Below are 15,994 nucleotides of genomic sequence, written 5' to 3' on the forward strand. Positions count from 1 at the left end.
GACGGCCGGAACCGGCCCGGCCGGCCGGGTGGACGCGGGGCGTGCTTCCGTCCACCCGGCCTTTTCTCGCTCCTGGCACCCTTCGCCGCCGCACTCAGTAGGCCCCGCGGCCGTCGGTGACGGCGCGCAGCGTCCGGGCCATGAGCCCCATGTCCGTGGCCACCGACCAGTTGTCGACGTACCAGAGGTCGAGGGAGACGGTCTCCTGCCAGGACAGGTCGGACCGGCCGCTGACCTGCCACAGGCCGGTCAGTCCCGGTTTGACCGCGAGCCGCCGCAGCTCGCGCTCGTCGTAGCGGGACACCTCGTCCGGCAGCGGCGGACGCGGACCGACCAGGGACATGTCACCCCGGAGGACGTTGAAGAGCTGGGGCAGCTCGTCGAGGGACGAGCGGCGCAGCAGCCGGCCGATGCGGGTGACCCGGGGGTCCCGGCGCATCTTGAACATCGGGCCGTCGTTCTCGTTGGCCGTGGCCAGCTGCGCCTTGTGCCGTTCGGCGTCCGCCACCATCGTGCGGAACTTCCACATGGTGAACGGCTGGTTGTGCTGACCGTGCCGGATCTGCCGGTGGAAGACCGGACCGGCGGAAGTGAGCCGGACCGCCGTCGCGAGCAGCAGCAGCAGTGGGGTCAGCACGAGCAGGCCGGCAGCGGCACCGGTGCGGTCGACCGCCGCCTTGAGCACCGGCTGAAGACCCCGCCGCAACGGAGGCACTATGTGCAGCAGGGTCAGTCCGGCCGCCGACGACGGACGGACCCGGTCCGCCGCGATCTCCGAGAGGTGCGACAGGACGGACAGGTCGAGTCCGCCGTCGTGGAGCCCCCAGGACAGCTGCCGCAGCCGCTCCTCGCCGAGTTGCGGTCCCGGCACCACGAGTGCCAGGTCCGCCTCGTGGGCGAAGGCCGCGCCCAGCACCGTCGAGGCGTCGTCGTCGGCGGGAGTGGGCGCGAGCCGCCCCGGAACCGGGGCCTCGCAGGTGAGTGCCGCTGTCCCCACCGGCACCACGGCGACCACGAGGTACCCGTGGTCCGAACGGGAGCCGAGCAGCCGCACCGCCCGGTCCACCCCCGCGGCCTCACCGACCACCAGTACCCGGCGGACCGTCCGCCTCCTGCCCGGCCGCGGCAGCTGCCGTATTCCGGACAGGGCCGTGGTCGCCAGCAGACCCGGGATGAGCGCCACGACTGCCGTCGCCGGATCGATGGACGCGTCGGCCACGGTCCACAGCACCGCCAGCACGCCGATGAGCAGCAGCCAGTCGCCGGTGGCGGTCAGCGCCCCGGGAGAGCGGCCCGCGGCACCGACCGCGTACCGGCCGCGCGCGGCCCGCACGCCGGACCACACCAGAGCGGCCGCGGCCGCCCCGGCCAGGGCCCTGGGCTGTCCGTCGGTGCGCAGGACGAACCAGCCGGGAAGCCCCAGGCCGAGCAGGTCGAAGCAGACGACGAGTGGCAGGTACCGGCCGGGTCTCCTCTTCGGCCCCGGCCGGGCGGAACGTTCGCGCTGTACGGTCGGGCCTTGCCGCGGCTGGTCGAACTCTCCGCTGCGAGGCCGGTTCCAGGCGGCCCGTGGACGAGGCGCCCCCGCCAGTCCCACGGGCCCTGATATGTCGGTTTCGGGTAGCTCGACATGCCCCATGAACCCCCCAGTCACAGTTGCATCTCCACAAACGGGGCGCATCCGCCGATCCTGTGGACTGACGGATGCGCCCTCGCTCGGTGCACGATATCCACACACGTGCCATTTCGCTGGAGTTCCGGTGAAGTTCAGATGCGCGGTGTGACCCGGAACTCGTCCCGATCCGTGCTGGATCTCAGGTTCTGTGGGTGGGTGTTGCTATTTGGGACCTGGCGGAAACGGTTGGTGTGCGGATATGTACCTCTGCGCCGCCAACTACGTTACGTGGTGGCCTGGTTGGTTTGCGAGGTCTGCTCGCCTGAGGGCCCGTACCGCGGTCTGGGAGAATGCACTGCCGGGAGACTGTGCCCGGCCACGAGCGAAAGAGGGACGCACGGTGACTCCCGCGGAGAAGAACTGGGCCGGCAACATCACGTTCGGGGCGAGGCGGCTGTGCACACCCCGCTCGGAGGCCGAGCTGCGGGAGATCGTGGCCGCTTCCCCCTCGGCGCGGGCCCTGGGGACCCGGCACTCCTTCAACGCCGTCGCCGACACCGGCGGGGATCTCGTGTCGGTGGCCGGTCTGCCGCGCGTGGTCGAGGTCGATCCGGCGGCGGGCGCGGTCACGGTGAGTGCGGGACTCCGCTTCGGCGAGTTCGCCGGCGAACTGAACGAGTCGGGCTTCGCCCTGCACAACCTGGGCTCGCTCCCGCACATCTCGGTGGCCGGGGCGTGCGCGACGGGAACCCATGGTTCCGGTGTCGGCAACCGGTCGCTCGCGGGAGCGGTCCGGGCACTGGACATGGTCACGGCGGACGGCGGGAGCGTGTCGCTTCGCCGCGGTGACGCGGATTTCCCGGGAGCCGTGGTGTCCATGGGGGCGCTGGGCGTGGTGACCCGGCTGACGCTGGACGTGGTGCCGGCCTTCGACGTGCAGCAGTGGGTCTACGAGGATCTGCCCGAGGCCACGCTGACCGCGGGCTTCGACGAGGTGATGTCCGCCGCGTACAGCGTCAGCGTGTTCACCGACTGGCGGCCCGGACCGCTCGGTCAGGTGTGGCTCAAGCAACGGGTGGGGAGCGAGGGCCCGCAGCAGGCGCCTGCCGAGTGGCTCGGTGCCCGGCTCGCCGACGGCCCGCGCCATCCGATCACCGGCGTACCCGCCGGGAACTGCACCCGTCAGCAGGGTGCCGCCGGTCCCTGGCACCGCAGGCTCCCGCACTTCCGGCTGGAGTTCACCCCGAGCAACGGGGACGAGCTGCAGTCGGAGTACTTCGTGGCACGCGAGGACGCCGCGGACGCCTACGAGGCCGTCGGCCGGCTGCGGGAGCGGATCGCCCCGCTGCTGCAGATCTCCGAGATCCGTACGGTCGCGGGCGACGACCTGTGGCTGAGCCCCGCGTACGGAAGGGAGTCGGTGGCCTTCCACTTCACCTGGGTACCGGACACCGCGGCGGTCGCACCGGTGCTCGGGGAGATCGAGGAGGCGCTGGCGCCGTTCGGGGCGCGTCCGCACTGGGGCAAGGTGTTCACCACCACCCCGGACGTGCTGCGCACGCTGTACGGGAAGTACCCGGACTTCGAGAAGCTGATGGCCCGGTACGACCCGGCAGGCACCTTCCGCAACGACTTCCTGGACCTGAACTTCCCGCGGTGAGACCGGCGTTCCCGTGTCCGCCCCGCCGCTGATCCGGCTCGGCCGGATCAGCGGCCTTCGCGTTCGTCCCTCGCCCTGGAGGGCCAGGCGGCCGCCGACCTGCCCGGCGCGAGGTGGTCCACCACATCGGCCAGCTCCTCGCAGGCGCGCTCGATCCGGCGGCGGACGTTCTGCTGTTCGGCGACGACGGCGGCCAGCAGCAGCGCGGTCAGTGCTACGGCCCCGTTGAGGATCGTGAGGTTGACCATGACCTCGATGATGCTGTGGCCGGCGAACGGGCCCACCCGGTCGGTGCCCGCGACGACCGCCAGTACGGACGCCAGCAGGGCGCACGGCGCGCTGCCCGCCAGCCGGAACCGCAGCGCCGCCCAGATCAGGATCGGGAACACCAGGTAGAGCATCGACAGCGAGCTGCGGGTGGCCAGCAGCGAACCCGCGACCGCGACGACCAGCAGCGCACCGGCCTCGGCCCACCGGTCGGTGGCCCTGGGCATCCGCGCCCTGCGCAGCACCAGCAGCACCGGGGTGACCACGAGCACCCCCATGACGTCCCCCGCCCACCACGCCGCCCAGACCGACCAGAACCCGCTCGCGGGCAGTTTGTCGTCGAGCACGAGCATGGCGGTGCCCGTCGTGGCACTGACGGCCATCCCGGCCATCGCGCCCAGGAACACCAGCGCGACACCGTCACGCAGCCGGTCGAGGTCCGTGCGGAAACCGGCCCAGCGCAGCAGCAGGTAGGCGCAGACGGGTGCCAGCGTGTTGCCCGCCACGACAGCGGCCGTCGACGCCGTCACCGAACCGCTGAGTGTGGCGATGACCAGCAGCGAGCCGAGCGCGATTCCTGGCCAGATGCTCAGCCCCATGTGCAGCAGACAGCTCAGGGCGATCCCGGTCGGCGGCCAGAGCGGTGTCACCACCGCGCCGTGCACGGACACCTGCCGGAGAAGCCCCAGGCCGCCGGCCGCGTAGTAGGCGGCGGCGACTGCCAGGATGCGCAGTAGTGCCACGGCCCTGCGCCGGTTTTCCTCGCTGCGGATCACGGTTCTCATCAGACACCGGCCCCGGTGGGCGGCGGCTGCGTGACACGCACCGGCCGGGATCGCGGCGTCATCCGGTGGCGGGAAACTCCTCGTGCCGCAGGACGAGCACGGCGGCGTCGTCCTCGTGACCGGTACGCTCCGCCGTCTGCAGGATCGCGTCCGCCAGTTCCTCCGCGTCGTCGCCCACCCGGGAGCGCACCAGACGCACCACTGCGTCCAGCCCCTCGTCGATCGGGTAGGACGGGCCTTCGATGACGCCGTCGGTCAGGAGCACGAACGCCCCGGCGGTCGTCAGCCGCCGGGTGGTGACCGGGTACTCCTCGCCCGTCTGGATCCCGAGCGGCAGGCCGCCCTCGTCCCCGGTGGTGCCGGACCGGCCGTCCGCCGTGGCCCACACCGCGGCCACATGGCCCGCCCGGGCACTCTGGAGCTCCCGGGTGAGCGGGTCGAGCCGTACGAACGTACAGGTGGCGAGGAGGCCGGAGTCCATGGACAGCAGCAGGTCATTGGTCCGGCGCACCACTTCGCCCGGATCGATCGCCGTGCCCGCCAGCGCGCGCATCGCGATCCGGATCTGGCCCATGAAGGCCGCCGCCTCGACGTCGTGCCCCTGCACGTCCCCGATGGCGAACGCGAGCGAACCGTCCGGGAGCGAGAACCCGTCGTACCAGTCGCCCCCGATGTCCAGCCCGTTGCGTGCGGGCGTGTATCGGGCGGCGGTCTGCAGCCCGGGCAGGGCGGGCAGGGACGAAGGAAGCATCTCGCGCTGCAGCGCCTCGGCCAGCTCCACCCGCGCCTGGTGCAGTTCCACCTCACGGCGCGCGCGGGAGGTGAGGTGCTGGAGCGTGGTCAGCAGCTCCTCCGAACTGGCCGAGCGGGGAGGACGACGCCGGTTCATGGGCCGCTCCCCAGTACGTGTGGTGGCGGGCCGCACCACAGGGGGTCTGCCGTGGCGGGACGATCCGGGAAGTCAGCGCCTCGGATCCGGGTGAGGCTCGGCCGCCGCCCGGCTGCTGCGGACGTGGCTCACTGCATCTTATTTCGGCGCGGGGAGCCGCGCAGGCCGAGCCGGTCCCGGCAGGCCGGAACGCGCGTCCCGGGCCGGTTGGGTGGATGCTGGGAGTGGACCCGTGCGGCGGCGGCGCCTGGTGGCCGGCGCGGGCCGGGAGGTATGCGATGAGCCGGACGATGGAGTGGACGGTCCGAGTCGACCTGACCGAGGAGAACGGCGCGACCGTCGCCGAGGCGGTGCTGGACACCGGCACGGCGAGACTCACCGGTCACGGGGTCGCCCGCTGCAGCCCACAGGACCCGGACGTCCCCGCCATCGGTGACGAACTCGCCGCGAGCCGTGCGATGCGCGATGTCGCGGGTCAGCTGATGAGCGTGGCCGACCGCGAACTCGGAGAGGCCGGCGCGGGGCCCGCGGACGGACCGGTGCCGCCGCCGTACGCCTGGCCGGACCCGACAGCCTGAGACCCGCCCCGCCGCCGTCGCCGCGGACCCGCCTTTTCCGGCAGCCGGGACGGGCGGCCCCGCCGGTCCATGGCCGGTCAGCAGGCACAGGTGAGGACCGAGCCGGCGTGGACGCCTCCGCGCCGGCTCGGACATGCCCGGTGCCCGCCCTGCTGGACTCGCCGCTCGTCCCTCCCCGTGTACTTGGTGCCGACAAGTGGGTGCGGACCGGTGTCGGCCGGGGTGCCGGTGCCGACAGGGCCGTAGCGTGACCGGGACGAGTCCGGTTCCCGCCGACGAGAAACGCCCGGGTGACGCCATGTGCTGGAGTGCGACCGCCGACCTTGTCGCGGGCACCGCCGTCGCGGCGATCGGTGCGGCCTGCGTCGCACGCACCCGCCGGGCCCGGGACCTGCCGCTGGCCGCACTCCCGCTGCTGCTGGGCGCCCACCAGATCGTCGAGTCCGCGGTCTGGCGCGCGGACGGCGGCACCGGCCCGGCCACCGTGGCCTGGGCCGTCATCGCCCTGCCGCTGCTGGCGCTGTGGGTGCCGCTGGGCGTGCTGTGCTCCGCACCGCCGCACGCCCGACGCCGGCTGACGGTGCCGCTGGTGGCCGGGGCCGCGACGGCCGCAGCCCTCGGGTACTGCCTGGCCGCCCGGCCCGTGACCGCGGAGATTCGCGGTCACACCCTCGGATATGTGCTGGACCTGCCGCGTCCTGAGCTGCTCGTCGCGGGCTATCTCCTGGCCACGGTCGGTTCGTTGCTGATGTCCGGCGACCCGTGGCTGCGGTGGCTCGGTGCGGTGGTCGCGGGCGGCGCCGCCGTCTGCGCCGCCCTGTGGCGACTGGAGTTCATCTCGACCTGGTGCGCGTTCGCCGCCGTGTGCTCGGTGGTCCTGCTCGGCTGGTCCGGGCGGCGCCCCGCCACCTCGCCGACCCCGCCCGTCGTGCCATGACGCGCGGGGCCGGGGCCCTGGTCAGGGTCCTTCGGGGCCAGGGCGTGTTTTGAAAGTCCCGCCTGCCCGGCGGCGCCTGGCACGCACGCTCGCGGCGTTGCGGAAATGCCCTAGTAGCTCCGCTACGAGGCCACTTCCGCGCCTTGCGATCGCACGCACCAGGCGCCGCCGGGCCCGCCCTTCGGGCGGACGACGCTACTTTCAAAACACGCCCTAGCCCTCGCCGAAGTGCCGGGCCACGATCGCCGCGGTGTCCGTGCCGCGCGGCAGGATCCCGTACTGGTGACCACGTTCCTCACCGAGCCGGGCCTCGACGAACGCCTCGGCCATCGGCGCGGGGGCGTGACGCAGCATCAGCGAGGACTGCAGGGCCAGCGCCATGCCCTCGACCGTGGCCCGCGCGCGGGTCTGCGCCGCGACCGGATCGCGCAGGCCCTCGGCGAGCTCCCGCCGCAGCCGGCCGAGGTGCGCGTCCAGTACGGGACTTGCCCCGGCCGTGGCCGCCAGCTCGGCCCAGAACGCGTCCAGCGACTGCGGGGTGCGGGCCATCCCGCGCAGCACGTCGAGCGCGATGACATTGCCCGAGCCCTCCCACACCGCCATCACCGGCTGCTCGCGGTAGCGCCGGGCCAGCGGCCAGTCCTCGGTGTAGCCGTTGCCGCCCAGGCACTCCAGCGCCTCGTAGGCATGGTGCGGGCCGCGCTTGCAGATCCAGTACTTCGCCACCGCGGTGGCCAGCCGGCGGAACATCACCTCCGACTCCCCGCTGCCGCCCTCGTACGCGTGCGCCAGCCGCATCGATGTCCAGGTCGCCGCCTCCGCCTCCAGCGCCAGGTCCGCGAGGACCGCGGTCATGGCAGGCTGGTCGGCCAGCCGCGCGCCGAACGCGCTGCGGTGGTGCGCGTGCCAGAGCGCCTCGGACACCGACTGGCGCATCCCGGCGGTGGTGCCGAGCACACAGTCGAGACGGGTGTGGTTGACCATCTCGATGATGGTGGGCACGCCGCGGCCGGGCTCACCGACGCGCACCGCCCAGGTGTCGTCGAACTCGACCTCGCTCGACGCGTTCGACCTGTTGCCCAGCTTGTTCTTCAGCCGCTGCACGCGGAGGGTGTTGCGGGTGCCGTCCGGCAGCACCCGCGGGACCAGGAAACAGCCGAGCCCCTCCTCGGCCTGGGCCAGGACCAGGAACGCGTCCGACTGCGGCGCCGAGAAGAACCACTTGTGACCGGTGAGCAGATGGGCCCGGCCGTCCGGGTCGCAGGCCACCGGGAGCGCCCGGGTGGTGTTGGCGCGGACGTCGGACCCGCCCTGCTTCTCCGTCATCCCCATGCCGAAGGTGAGGCCTGACTTGTCGCCCGGAGCGATCGGCCGGGAATCGTAGGAACGGCTGAGCAGGCCCGGCAGCCAGTCCCGGCCCACCTCGGGATCGCGTTGCAGGACCGGGACCACGGCGTGCGACATCGACATCGGGCAGGCGTGGCCCGGCTCGATCTGCGCGAACAGCATGAAGGTCGCCGCCCGCGCCACGGCGGCGCCCGGCTTGGGGTCGGCCCAGCCGGCGGTGTGCGCCCCGTGCCGCACGGCCGCGCCGATGACCTCGTGGTAGGCGGGGTGGAAGTCGATCTCGTCGACCCGGTTGCCGTACCGGTCGTGCGTGCGCAGGACGGGCGGGGAGGTGTGGGCGAGCTCGGCGTTCGTCTGGAACGCCTCCGAGCCGACCAGCCGGCCGATCCCGTGCAGCTCCGGCTCGTGCCAGTCGGCGCCGAACGTGGCGACGGCTTCGGTGAGGGGCACGTTGGTGCCGTACTCGTCGAGGCCGCTGCGGGGCGGCGCCTGGTTGGTGACCTCATGCGTGCGGTGCGGGGCCGCGGTCCCGGTGTGCGGGCCGGCCGGGTGTGCGGTGGTGGTCATGACGGGGTTCCTGTCTGCGTCCGTGGGCGGGTCGGCGGTCGGCCGGGTCGGTCGGCGGCTCCGACCGCCCTGAGGCACCACGCGGTGATGCCGTCCACCACCGCGGTGGGGTCGGCCCGTTCACCGACGGGGGAGAGCGGTCCGAGCAGCGCCTCGCCGACCGCCCCGATCAACGCGGCGGCCGAGAGCTGCGGATTCTGCTCGGGCAGCTCGCCGGCGGCGACGCCGGCCGCCACCGCCGACTCGGCGAGCGCGTGATAGCCGCGCCGATACGTGAGCCGCTCCTGCTCGACGAGCGGATCGACCGGCTCGGCCAGCAGCGCCCAGGCCGTCCGGGGACTGCGCAACGCGCGGTACGAGAACGCCTCGACCAGCGCCCTCAGCTGCTGTGCCGCGCCACTCCTGGCGTGCACCGCCTCCTGTACGGCGGTGAGCTCGTGACCGGCGACATGCCGGAAGACCGCGGCCAGCAGCTCCTGCTTGGAGGCGAAGTGGTTGTAGACGCTGCCGGTGGCGACGCCGGCCCGCTCCGCGAGCGCGGAGATGCCGGTGGCGGCATAGCCGCCCTCGGCGAGCAGCTGCCGTGCCGCCTCCAGCAACCGCTCCCGGTGCGCGAGCCGGGTCGCCTCGGTGCGGGCGGTGGATCGGTAAGCCATGGTCTGAACCCCGATTCATTACTTGCGTACCACTCAACCACTCCTGGTCCCGCCGGGCAATCGCTCCTCTCGTCCGATGTTCGAGGGAACATCGGTGCGGTCTTTCCGTGGGTAAGGGAACGCGCGTTCAGATCCGGCCGTGCGGTAGCTGTTACAGATTCAATGACCGGATCCGAGGGCCCGGTGCGGACTTGCCATGGGCGGTGCTCCGGCGCGTCGGCCCGCGTCAACCCGGCGCCGTACGGCTGGATGCAGCGGACAGGAATTGACAGGTACCCGGAGGATTCGGTGTGTGCCGCTTACAAACGCCTGTGACGGAAATGTCCGCACTTCGTAACACGCACCGGGGCGGTGTCCTCCGGCCCGGCAACCAGGCCAAAGTGTGGTTTCTCGGCATCACGCCGGGACCGAACAACGCCCGGATCGCAAGGCCCGGGCCTGCACCTGAGGGGTCTTCATGTCCCGTTCCGCACGGCGGATCACCGCCACCGTTCTCGCTTCCGGCGCACTGCTGGCCGCCGCCGCACTCCCGGCGGTCGCAGACGGCCACGGCCACGACCGCGACCACGGTCACGGTCACAGCCAGCCGGCGCCGCGCTCGGCCGTCGTCCTGGGCGCGGTCCAGTACAACAGCCCGGGTCGCGACAACGGCTCGAACCGTAGCCTGAACGGTGAATGGGTCACCGTCACCAACACCAGCCGCCACACGGTCAACCTGCGCGGCTGGACCCTCAGCGACGAGAGCCACCGCAGCTACCGCTTCAATCTGCGGCTGGCCGGCCGTTCCTCGGTGCGTGTGCACACCGGTGTCGGCCGCGACAACAGCCGCGACGTCTACCAGGACCTCCGCCGCTACGTCTGGGACAGCAACGACACGGCGACCCTGCGGGACGACCGCGGTCACAAGGTCGACTCGAAGTCCTGGGGCCGCCACCACGGCGGACGCCGCTGAACCGCTGACGGCCGCCCCCTGAACCCGGGGCTGCCGTCGGCTTCCTGACCGCGGCGCACCACGGCCCACCCGGCCGTGGTGCGCCGCACCTTTGCGAACGGCGGCCGCCCGTGACCCACGGGCGGCTGCCGTCGCGTCAGGTCCCGCCCTCGAAGGGCGGAACCTCCTGCTCGGTCCACAGGGCCTTCCCGTCGGTGCTGTAGCGGGTGCCCCAGTGGGTGGCGAGCTGCGAGACGATGAACAGGCCGCGACCGCCCTCGTCGACGGTGCGCGCATGGCGCAGGTTGGGCGCCACCGGGCTGGTGTCATGGACCTCGCAGGTGAGGGTGCGGTCCAGCAGAAGCCGCAGGTGCAGCGGGGGAGTGCCGTAGCGCACGGCGTTGGTGATCAGCTCGCTCACGATCAGTTCGGTGGCCTCGATCGTCTCCTCGTCGAGGTGCCACCCTTCGAGCCGGTCCCTCACCAGCGTGCGCGCGACTGCGGGCGTGGTCGTGTCATGGGCCAGCTCCCATGTCGCGACCCGGTCGGGCGGCACGACTCCGGTCCTGGCGAGGAGCAGCGCTGCGCCGTCGGGATGGGCGTCTGCGGGCATGTTGTAGACGATCGCGTCGCACAGCTGCTGCAGACCGCGGTCCGGATAGGCGAGTGCGTCCTGCACCCGGGCCACCGACCGGGCGCCCGTCAGCAGCGAGCCGGTGAGGAACGCCAGCACGCTGCCCTCCTGGAGCTCGATCGTCGCGGTGGCGAAGGGGGCGCTGTCCTCGGAGAACAGCGGCGGCCCCTCCGGTACGTCGAGGACGAGCGGGCGGCCGTCGGGTGCGACGGCCACCGGCGCCGGATGCCCCGCCCGCGCCACGGTGCAGGTCCGGGAGAACGGGTCGTAGACCGCGTACATGCAGGTCGCGGTCAGGGACTGGCGGTGCAGCGAGTCGCCGGGCGGCAGCGACCTGCGCTCCTGCGCCAGCCGGTCGGCGGTGTCGTTGAGCCGGGCCAGCACCTCGTCCGGCTCCAGGTCGAGGCCCGCCAGCGCGTGGATGACCGTGCGCAGCTGCCCCATGGTGATGGCCGTCTGCAGTCCTTGCCCCTCGACATTGCCGATGATCAGAGCCGTACGCGCACCGGACAGCCCGATGGTGTCGAACCAGCAGCCGCTGTTGCGCCCCGGGAGCAGCACCTGCGCGGTCTCCACGGCGATCCGGGCACCGTCGTGCTGGGGGAGCAGCCTGCGCTGGACCGTCGACGCGATCACGTGGTCGCGCTCGTAGCGCCGGGCGTTCTCGATGCTCAGCGCCGCGTGGGCGGCCGCCGTCAGGGCGAGGGCGAGGTCGTTCTCGTCGTACGGCTCGCTGCCACCGCACCGGTAGAGACTCACCAGGCCGAGGACCGCGCCGTGCAGCTTCAGCGGCACCACGATCAGGGAGTGGGCCCCCGCCGCCTCGACCATCCGCGCGGTGTCGGGATCGGCGTCCAGCCACGTGGTGTCCGGGCCCAGCGCGGCCAGCCGGGGGCGCAGGTCGGTGACGGCGAGCGCGAACGGCGTGCGGGCGGGGAGCCGCCGCATCTCGCCGGCCAGGCCGTGGCCGCCCAGCCCCCGCTGCGCCGCGCGTCGCAGTGGGACCTCGCGTCCCAGCGGACTCAGCGGCGGATCCGAACCTCGCAGTACCTCGTCCACGACCTCGACCACGGCGAGCTCCGCGAACCGTGGCACCATCGCCGCGACGAGCCCCTCACAGGTCGCCGCCACATCCAGCGAGTGGCCCACCTCTCTGCGTACCGCGGCCAGGCAGTCCGCCCGGGAACGCGCCTTCTCCCGTTCGTTGACATCCACGACCGACGCCAGCAGACCGAGCGGATGACCCGCCGGGCTGTCCAGACGGTGCACGGTGACCAGCAGGCTGCGATTGGGGCCGGGTGCCCCCATGAGCCGCCCGCGGGTCAGCCGGTCGAGCACGGGCTCACCGCTCTCCAGCACCGCGCGCAGCAGGTCCTCCGACTCCTCCGGGTCCTCGAGCCGGTACGCCTCGGTGAAGTACAGCCCCACGATCTGCTCGGCGGCGACCGCGTCGGACAGGGAGTTGACGCGCTTCACCCGCAGCTCCGTGTCCAGCACGTGCAGGCCCACGGCGGACTGGCTGAACAGGGTGTCCAGGAGCGCCACCGCCATGACGTCGCCCGCGGTCGCCCCAGGGACCGGTGCACCGGCGTCCGACACGTCGCACCCCCATGAGGCTCCGCCACCCCGGTGAATCGGCAGCTCTGCGGACAGCCTGCGCACCCGTGGCCCGGCCCGCCACCGTGCCGGGGCAGACGGGTGAACCCCTCTCCCCGCGCGCCCGCCGCGAACAGGAGACGGATGGACGGCAACCTTCCCGGGCCCGGCGGCCACTGAGGTGACACAACCGCCCCCACTCCGGAAGGCACCTACCGTGGCTCCTGCGCATCCCCGATCCCCCCGCGGACGCCGCACCACCCGGACCCGCACCCTGCTCGGCGCGGTGACGGCGGGTCTGCTGGCCGTCGCCGGACTGGCCGTCTCGGGCCAGACCTCGCATGCCGCGACCGTACGCCAGGCCGAGGCCCTGGACCGCGGCGTCGTCAGCGTCCACACCGATGCCGGCAACCTGATCAGCTGGCGCTGGCTGGCAACCGACGCCGACGACGTCTCCTTCAACGTCTACCGGGCCGGTACCAAGGTCAACGCGTCGCCGGTCACCGGTTCGACGAACTACTTCCACGCGGGGGCACCCAACTCCGCGGACTACACCGTGCGCGCGGTCGTCGCAGGCGTCGAGCAGAGCGACTCCGTGCACGCGATCCAGTTCCGCACCGGCTACAAGGACGTGCCGATCAGCCCGCCCGCCGGAGGCACGACCCCCGACGGGGTCGCCTACACCTACGAGGCCAACGACGCGTCCGTCGGCGACCTCGACGGCGACGGCGCACTCGACTTCGTACTGAAGTGGCAGCCCACCAACGCCAAGGACAACTCCCAGTCCGGCTACACCGGCAACACGATCGTCGACGGGATCACACTCGACGGCACCCGGCTCTGGCGCATCGACCTGGGCCGCAACATCCGCTCCGGCGCGCACTACACCCAGTTCCAGGTGTACGACTACGACGGCGACGGGGAGGCCGAGGTCGCGATGAAGACCGCGGACGGCAGCGTCGACGGCGAGGGCAAGGTGATCGGCAGCTCGTCCGCCGACCACCGCAACTCCTCGGGCTACGTCCTGACCGGGCCGGAGTACCTGACCATGTTCAACGGCCGCACGGGCGCGGCCATGGGCACGGTCGACTACGTCCCCGCCCGCGGCACGGTGTCCTCGTGGGGCGACAGCTACGGCAACCGCGTCGACCGCTTCCTCGCGGGCACCGCCTACCTCGACGGGGCCAGGCCGTCACTGATCATGGCCCGCGGCTACTACACACGTACCGTCATCGCCGCCTGGGACTGGCGAGGCGGCGCGTTCACCCGGCGCTGGACCTTCGACACCAGCAGCTCGACCAACTCCGGCAAGGGATACGACGGCCAGGGCAACCACCAGCTCTCGGTCGCCGACGTCGACGCCGACGGCAAGGACGAGATCGTCTACGGCGCCATGGCCGTGGACGACAACGGCAACGCGCTGTGGACCACGAAGAACGGCCACGGCGACGCCATGCACGTCGGCGACCTCGACCCCTCCCGTGCCGGGCTGGAGGAGTTCAAGGTCGACGAGGACGGTTCGAAGCCCTCGTCATGGATGGCGGACGCGAGGACCGGCCAGATCATCTGGTCGACGCCTGCCGCCGGTGACAACGGGCGTGGTGTCAGCGACGACATCTGGCCGGGCAGCGCCGGCGCCGAGTCCTGGTCGGCCGCGGCCGACGGCCTCCGCAGTCCCAAGGGCGCCGTCGTCGCGAGCCGGAAACCCTCCAGCTCCAACTTCCTGGCCTGGTGGGACGGCGACACCACCCGCGAACTCCTCGACGGCACCCACATCGACAAGTACGGCACCTCCGCCGACACCCGGCTGCTGACCGGCGCATCGGTCCACTCCGGCAACGGGACGAAGTCCACTCCCGCGATCTCCGGCGACCTGTTCGGCGACTGGCGCGAGGAAGTGGTCTGGCCGACCACCGACAACACCGCGCTGCGGATCTACTCCACGCCGTACGAGACCGGCACGAAGATCACCACCTTGCTCCACGACACCACCTACCGCGCGGCCCTGGCCTGGCAGAACACCGCGTACAACCAGCCGCCGCACCCGAGCTTCTTCATCGGCGGCGGCATGGCGACGGCGCCGCGGCCGAAGGTGTCGACGCCGTAGCCGCGAGACCACGATTCGGCGGCGCGGATGAGAAGGCGGCTGCGGGTGATCCATCCGCAGCCGCTCCCGCCTCACCCCGCAACACCCCATCCAAAAAGGAGAATTGCCCGCCCCAAAGCCACCCGTAACGTGCCTTGAGCCCCGTCGCTGACGCCGGTCGGGGCGATCCCCCCGGCACTGGTCATCGCCCGCAATACAGCTGGTGCATCCACCGTGTGTTAGACACGTGGTAACCAGAGGGGCATTTTGCAACAGCTCAAGCTCGGAATCATGTCGCAGGTCCGTAAAGAGAACGAACGCCGTCTGCCGATCCATCCAGCGCACTTCGAACGCATCGACGCCGACCTTCGGTCCAGCATCTTCCTGGAGACCGGATACGGAGAGCACTTCGGTGTTCCGGACCATCAGCTCGCACCGTGGGTCGCCGGTTTCCGCACACACGAGGAGCTGATCGCGGAGTGTGACGTCATCCTGCTGGCCAAACCGTTGCACGAGGACCTGGAGGAGCTGCGGGAGGGGCAGGTGCTGTGGGGTGGCCGCACTGCGTGCAGGACGAGAAGGTCACGCAGGCCGCCATCGACCGCAGGCTCACCGTGATCGCCTTCGAAGCGATGCACCACTGGACCCGGAACGGTGGATTCAGCCTGCACGTCTTCCACAAGAACAACGAGCTGGCCGGCTACTCGTCGGTGCTGCACGCCATGCAGCTGACCGGGGCGACCGGTGACTACGGGCGCCGGCGGCGTGCGGCGGTGATCGGCTTCGGCGCCACCGCCCGCGGCGCGGTAACCGCACTCAGTGCGCTGGGCGTTCACGACGTGGACGTCCTGACTGCCCGCGGGACCACGGCCGTCAGCTCACCGATCCACTCGGCACGGATCGTGCGCTTCGACCACGACGTGGCCGACGACACCCTCGACCCGCGGCGCAGTGTCGCGCTCACCGAGGACGGCCCGGAGCCGCTTTCCGAGTTTCTCGCCGGGCACGACATCATCGTCAACTGCGTGCTCCAGGACACCGCTGCGCCGCTGATGTTCCTGATAGAGGAGGATCTGCCGAAGCTCGCGCCCGGCACCCTCGTCATCGACGTCTCCTGCGACGAGGGGATGGGTTTCGCCTGGGCTCGGCCCACCACCTTCGACGAGCCGATGTTCACCGTCGGTGACCACGTCCACTACTACGCAGTGGACCACAGCCCCTCCTACCTGTGGGATGCGGCCACGTGGGAGAACAGCGAGGCACTGATCCCGTTCCTGCGGCCGGTCCTTGAGGGGCCGGCCGGCTGGGACGGCGACAGCACGATCAGCCGGGCGATCGAGATCCGCGGCGGGGCCGTCCGGAACCCCGCGGTTCTGGCCTTCCAGCACCGCGCCGAGACGTACCCGCACGCGCTGCTCTGAACCGGCGGCACCGGATCGGCGGCGT

General features: G+C 71.9%; 13 protein-coding genes. 7 read left to right on the plus strand and 6 right to left on the minus strand.

All coding sequences use genetic code 11. The features are described from left to right. Positions 1 to 94: 94 nt before the first annotated feature. A complete protein-coding gene (locus LNW71_RS31320; protein WP_250971263.1) occupies positions 95 to 1,597 on the minus strand; it encodes an exopolysaccharide biosynthesis polyprenyl glycosylphosphotransferase in 1,503 nt (500 codons plus the stop codon). Between the two features lie 418 nt (positions 1,598 to 2,015). Here LNW71_RS31320 and LNW71_RS31325 point away from each other — a divergent pair, with 418 nt between their 5' ends. Beyond that, the gene (locus LNW71_RS31325) at positions 2,016 to 3,275 is read left to right on the plus strand and encodes an FAD-binding protein (RefSeq protein ID WP_250971264.1); all 1,260 of its coding nucleotides are present in this window, start codon (positions 2,016 to 2,018) and stop codon (positions 3,273 to 3,275) included. Positions 3,276 to 3,322: 47 nt separating this feature from the next. Here the strand turns inward: LNW71_RS31325 and LNW71_RS31330 are convergent, their stop codons facing one another. Both LNW71_RS31330 and LNW71_RS31335 read right to left on the minus strand, forming a co-directional pair. Then, positions 3,323 to 4,318: an MASE1 domain-containing protein gene (locus LNW71_RS31330; protein ID WP_250972214.1), complete on the minus strand. Its 996-nt coding sequence runs from the start codon at positions 4,316 to 4,318 to the stop codon at positions 3,323 to 3,325. 67 nt (positions 4,319 to 4,385) lie between these two features. After that, positions 4,386 to 5,216, minus strand: coding sequence for a PP2C family protein-serine/threonine phosphatase (locus LNW71_RS31335; protein WP_250971265.1), 831 nt, complete (start codon positions 5,214 to 5,216; stop codon positions 4,386 to 4,388). A gap of 278 nt (positions 5,217 to 5,494) precedes the next feature. Here LNW71_RS31335 and LNW71_RS31340 point away from each other — a divergent pair, with 278 nt between their 5' ends. Continuing rightward, positions 5,495 to 5,794 (plus strand): DUF1876 domain-containing protein, encoded by a 300-nt coding sequence (locus tag LNW71_RS31340; RefSeq protein WP_250971266.1) that lies wholly within the window; start codon positions 5,495 to 5,497, stop codon positions 5,792 to 5,794. Between the two features lie 298 nt (positions 5,795 to 6,092). Beyond that, positions 6,093 to 6,731 (plus strand): DUF6629 family protein, encoded by a 639-nt coding sequence (locus tag LNW71_RS31345; protein WP_250972215.1) that lies wholly within the window; start codon positions 6,093 to 6,095, stop codon positions 6,729 to 6,731. A 213-nt stretch (positions 6,732 to 6,944) separates the two neighbouring features. On the opposite strand, the gene LNW71_RS31350 is transcribed toward LNW71_RS31345, so the two are convergent. Continuing rightward, on the minus strand, positions 6,945 to 8,645 hold the full coding sequence (locus LNW71_RS31350; RefSeq protein ID WP_250971267.1) for an acyl-CoA dehydrogenase family protein: 1,701 nt from the start codon (positions 8,643 to 8,645) through the stop codon (positions 6,945 to 6,947). After that, positions 8,642 to 9,301 (minus strand): TetR/AcrR family transcriptional regulator, encoded by a 660-nt coding sequence (locus LNW71_RS31355; RefSeq protein ID WP_250971268.1) that lies wholly within the window; start codon positions 9,299 to 9,301, stop codon positions 8,642 to 8,644. The genes LNW71_RS31350 and LNW71_RS31355 overlap by 4 nt, the downstream gene beginning before the upstream one ends. A 457-nt stretch (positions 9,302 to 9,758) precedes the next feature. Between LNW71_RS31355 and LNW71_RS31360 the strand changes: the two genes are divergently transcribed. After that, entirely contained in the window at positions 9,759 to 10,253 is a 495-nt protein-coding gene (locus LNW71_RS31360; protein WP_250971269.1) for a lamin tail domain-containing protein, read from the plus strand. A 136-nt stretch (positions 10,254 to 10,389) separates the two neighbouring features. On the opposite strand, the gene LNW71_RS31365 is transcribed toward LNW71_RS31360, so the two are convergent. After that, positions 10,390 to 12,465, minus strand: a complete 2,076-nt coding sequence (locus LNW71_RS31365) for a SpoIIE family protein phosphatase (protein ID WP_374119476.1) — start codon at positions 12,463 to 12,465, stop codon at positions 10,390 to 10,392. A gap of 214 nt (positions 12,466 to 12,679) precedes the next feature. On the opposite strand from LNW71_RS31365, the gene LNW71_RS31370 reads away from it, so the two are divergent. The 3 genes from LNW71_RS31370 (at position 12,680) to LNW71_RS31375 (ending at position 15,969) form a co-directional block, all read left to right on the plus strand. After that, entirely contained in the window at positions 12,680 to 14,569 is a 1,890-nt protein-coding gene (locus LNW71_RS31370) for a rhamnogalacturonan lyase (protein ID WP_308294534.1), read from the plus strand. 270 nt (positions 14,570 to 14,839) lie between these two features. Further along, a complete protein-coding gene (locus tag LNW71_RS36595; RefSeq protein WP_308294535.1) occupies positions 14,840 to 15,166 on the plus strand; it encodes a hypothetical protein in 327 nt (108 codons plus the stop codon). Next, a complete protein-coding gene (locus tag LNW71_RS31375) occupies positions 15,115 to 15,969 on the plus strand; it encodes an alanine dehydrogenase (protein WP_308294536.1) in 855 nt (284 codons plus the stop codon). The genes LNW71_RS36595 and LNW71_RS31375 overlap by 52 nt, the downstream gene beginning before the upstream one ends. Positions 15,970 to 15,994 lie beyond the last annotated feature (25 nt).

Source organism: Streptomyces sp. RKAG290 (genome assembly GCF_023701695.1).
Taxonomy (GTDB): domain Bacteria; phylum Actinomycetota; class Actinomycetes; order Streptomycetales; family Streptomycetaceae; genus Streptomyces.

Coding starts and splice junctions, on each gene's coding strand:
- LNW71_RS31335 (WP_250971265.1), bottom strand. CDS start 5,216: ATGAACCGGCGTCGTCCTCCCCGCTCGGCCAGTTCGGAGGAGCTGCTG.
- LNW71_RS31340 (WP_250971266.1), top strand. CDS start 5,495: ATGAGCCGGACGATGGAGTGGACGGTCCGAGTCGACCTGACCGAGGAG.
- LNW71_RS31345 (WP_250972215.1), top strand. CDS start 6,093: ATGTGCTGGAGTGCGACCGCCGACCTTGTCGCGGGCACCGCCGTCGCG.
- LNW71_RS31350 (WP_250971267.1), bottom strand. CDS start 8,645: ATGACCACCACCGCACACCCGGCCGGCCCGCACACCGGGACCGCGGCC.
- LNW71_RS31355 (WP_250971268.1), bottom strand. CDS start 9,301: ATGGCTTACCGATCCACCGCCCGCACCGAGGCGACCCGGCTCGCGCAC.
- LNW71_RS31360 (WP_250971269.1), top strand. CDS start 9,759: ATGTCCCGTTCCGCACGGCGGATCACCGCCACCGTTCTCGCTTCCGGC.
- LNW71_RS36595 (WP_308294535.1), top strand. CDS start 14,840: ATGTCGCAGGTCCGTAAAGAGAACGAACGCCGTCTGCCGATCCATCCA.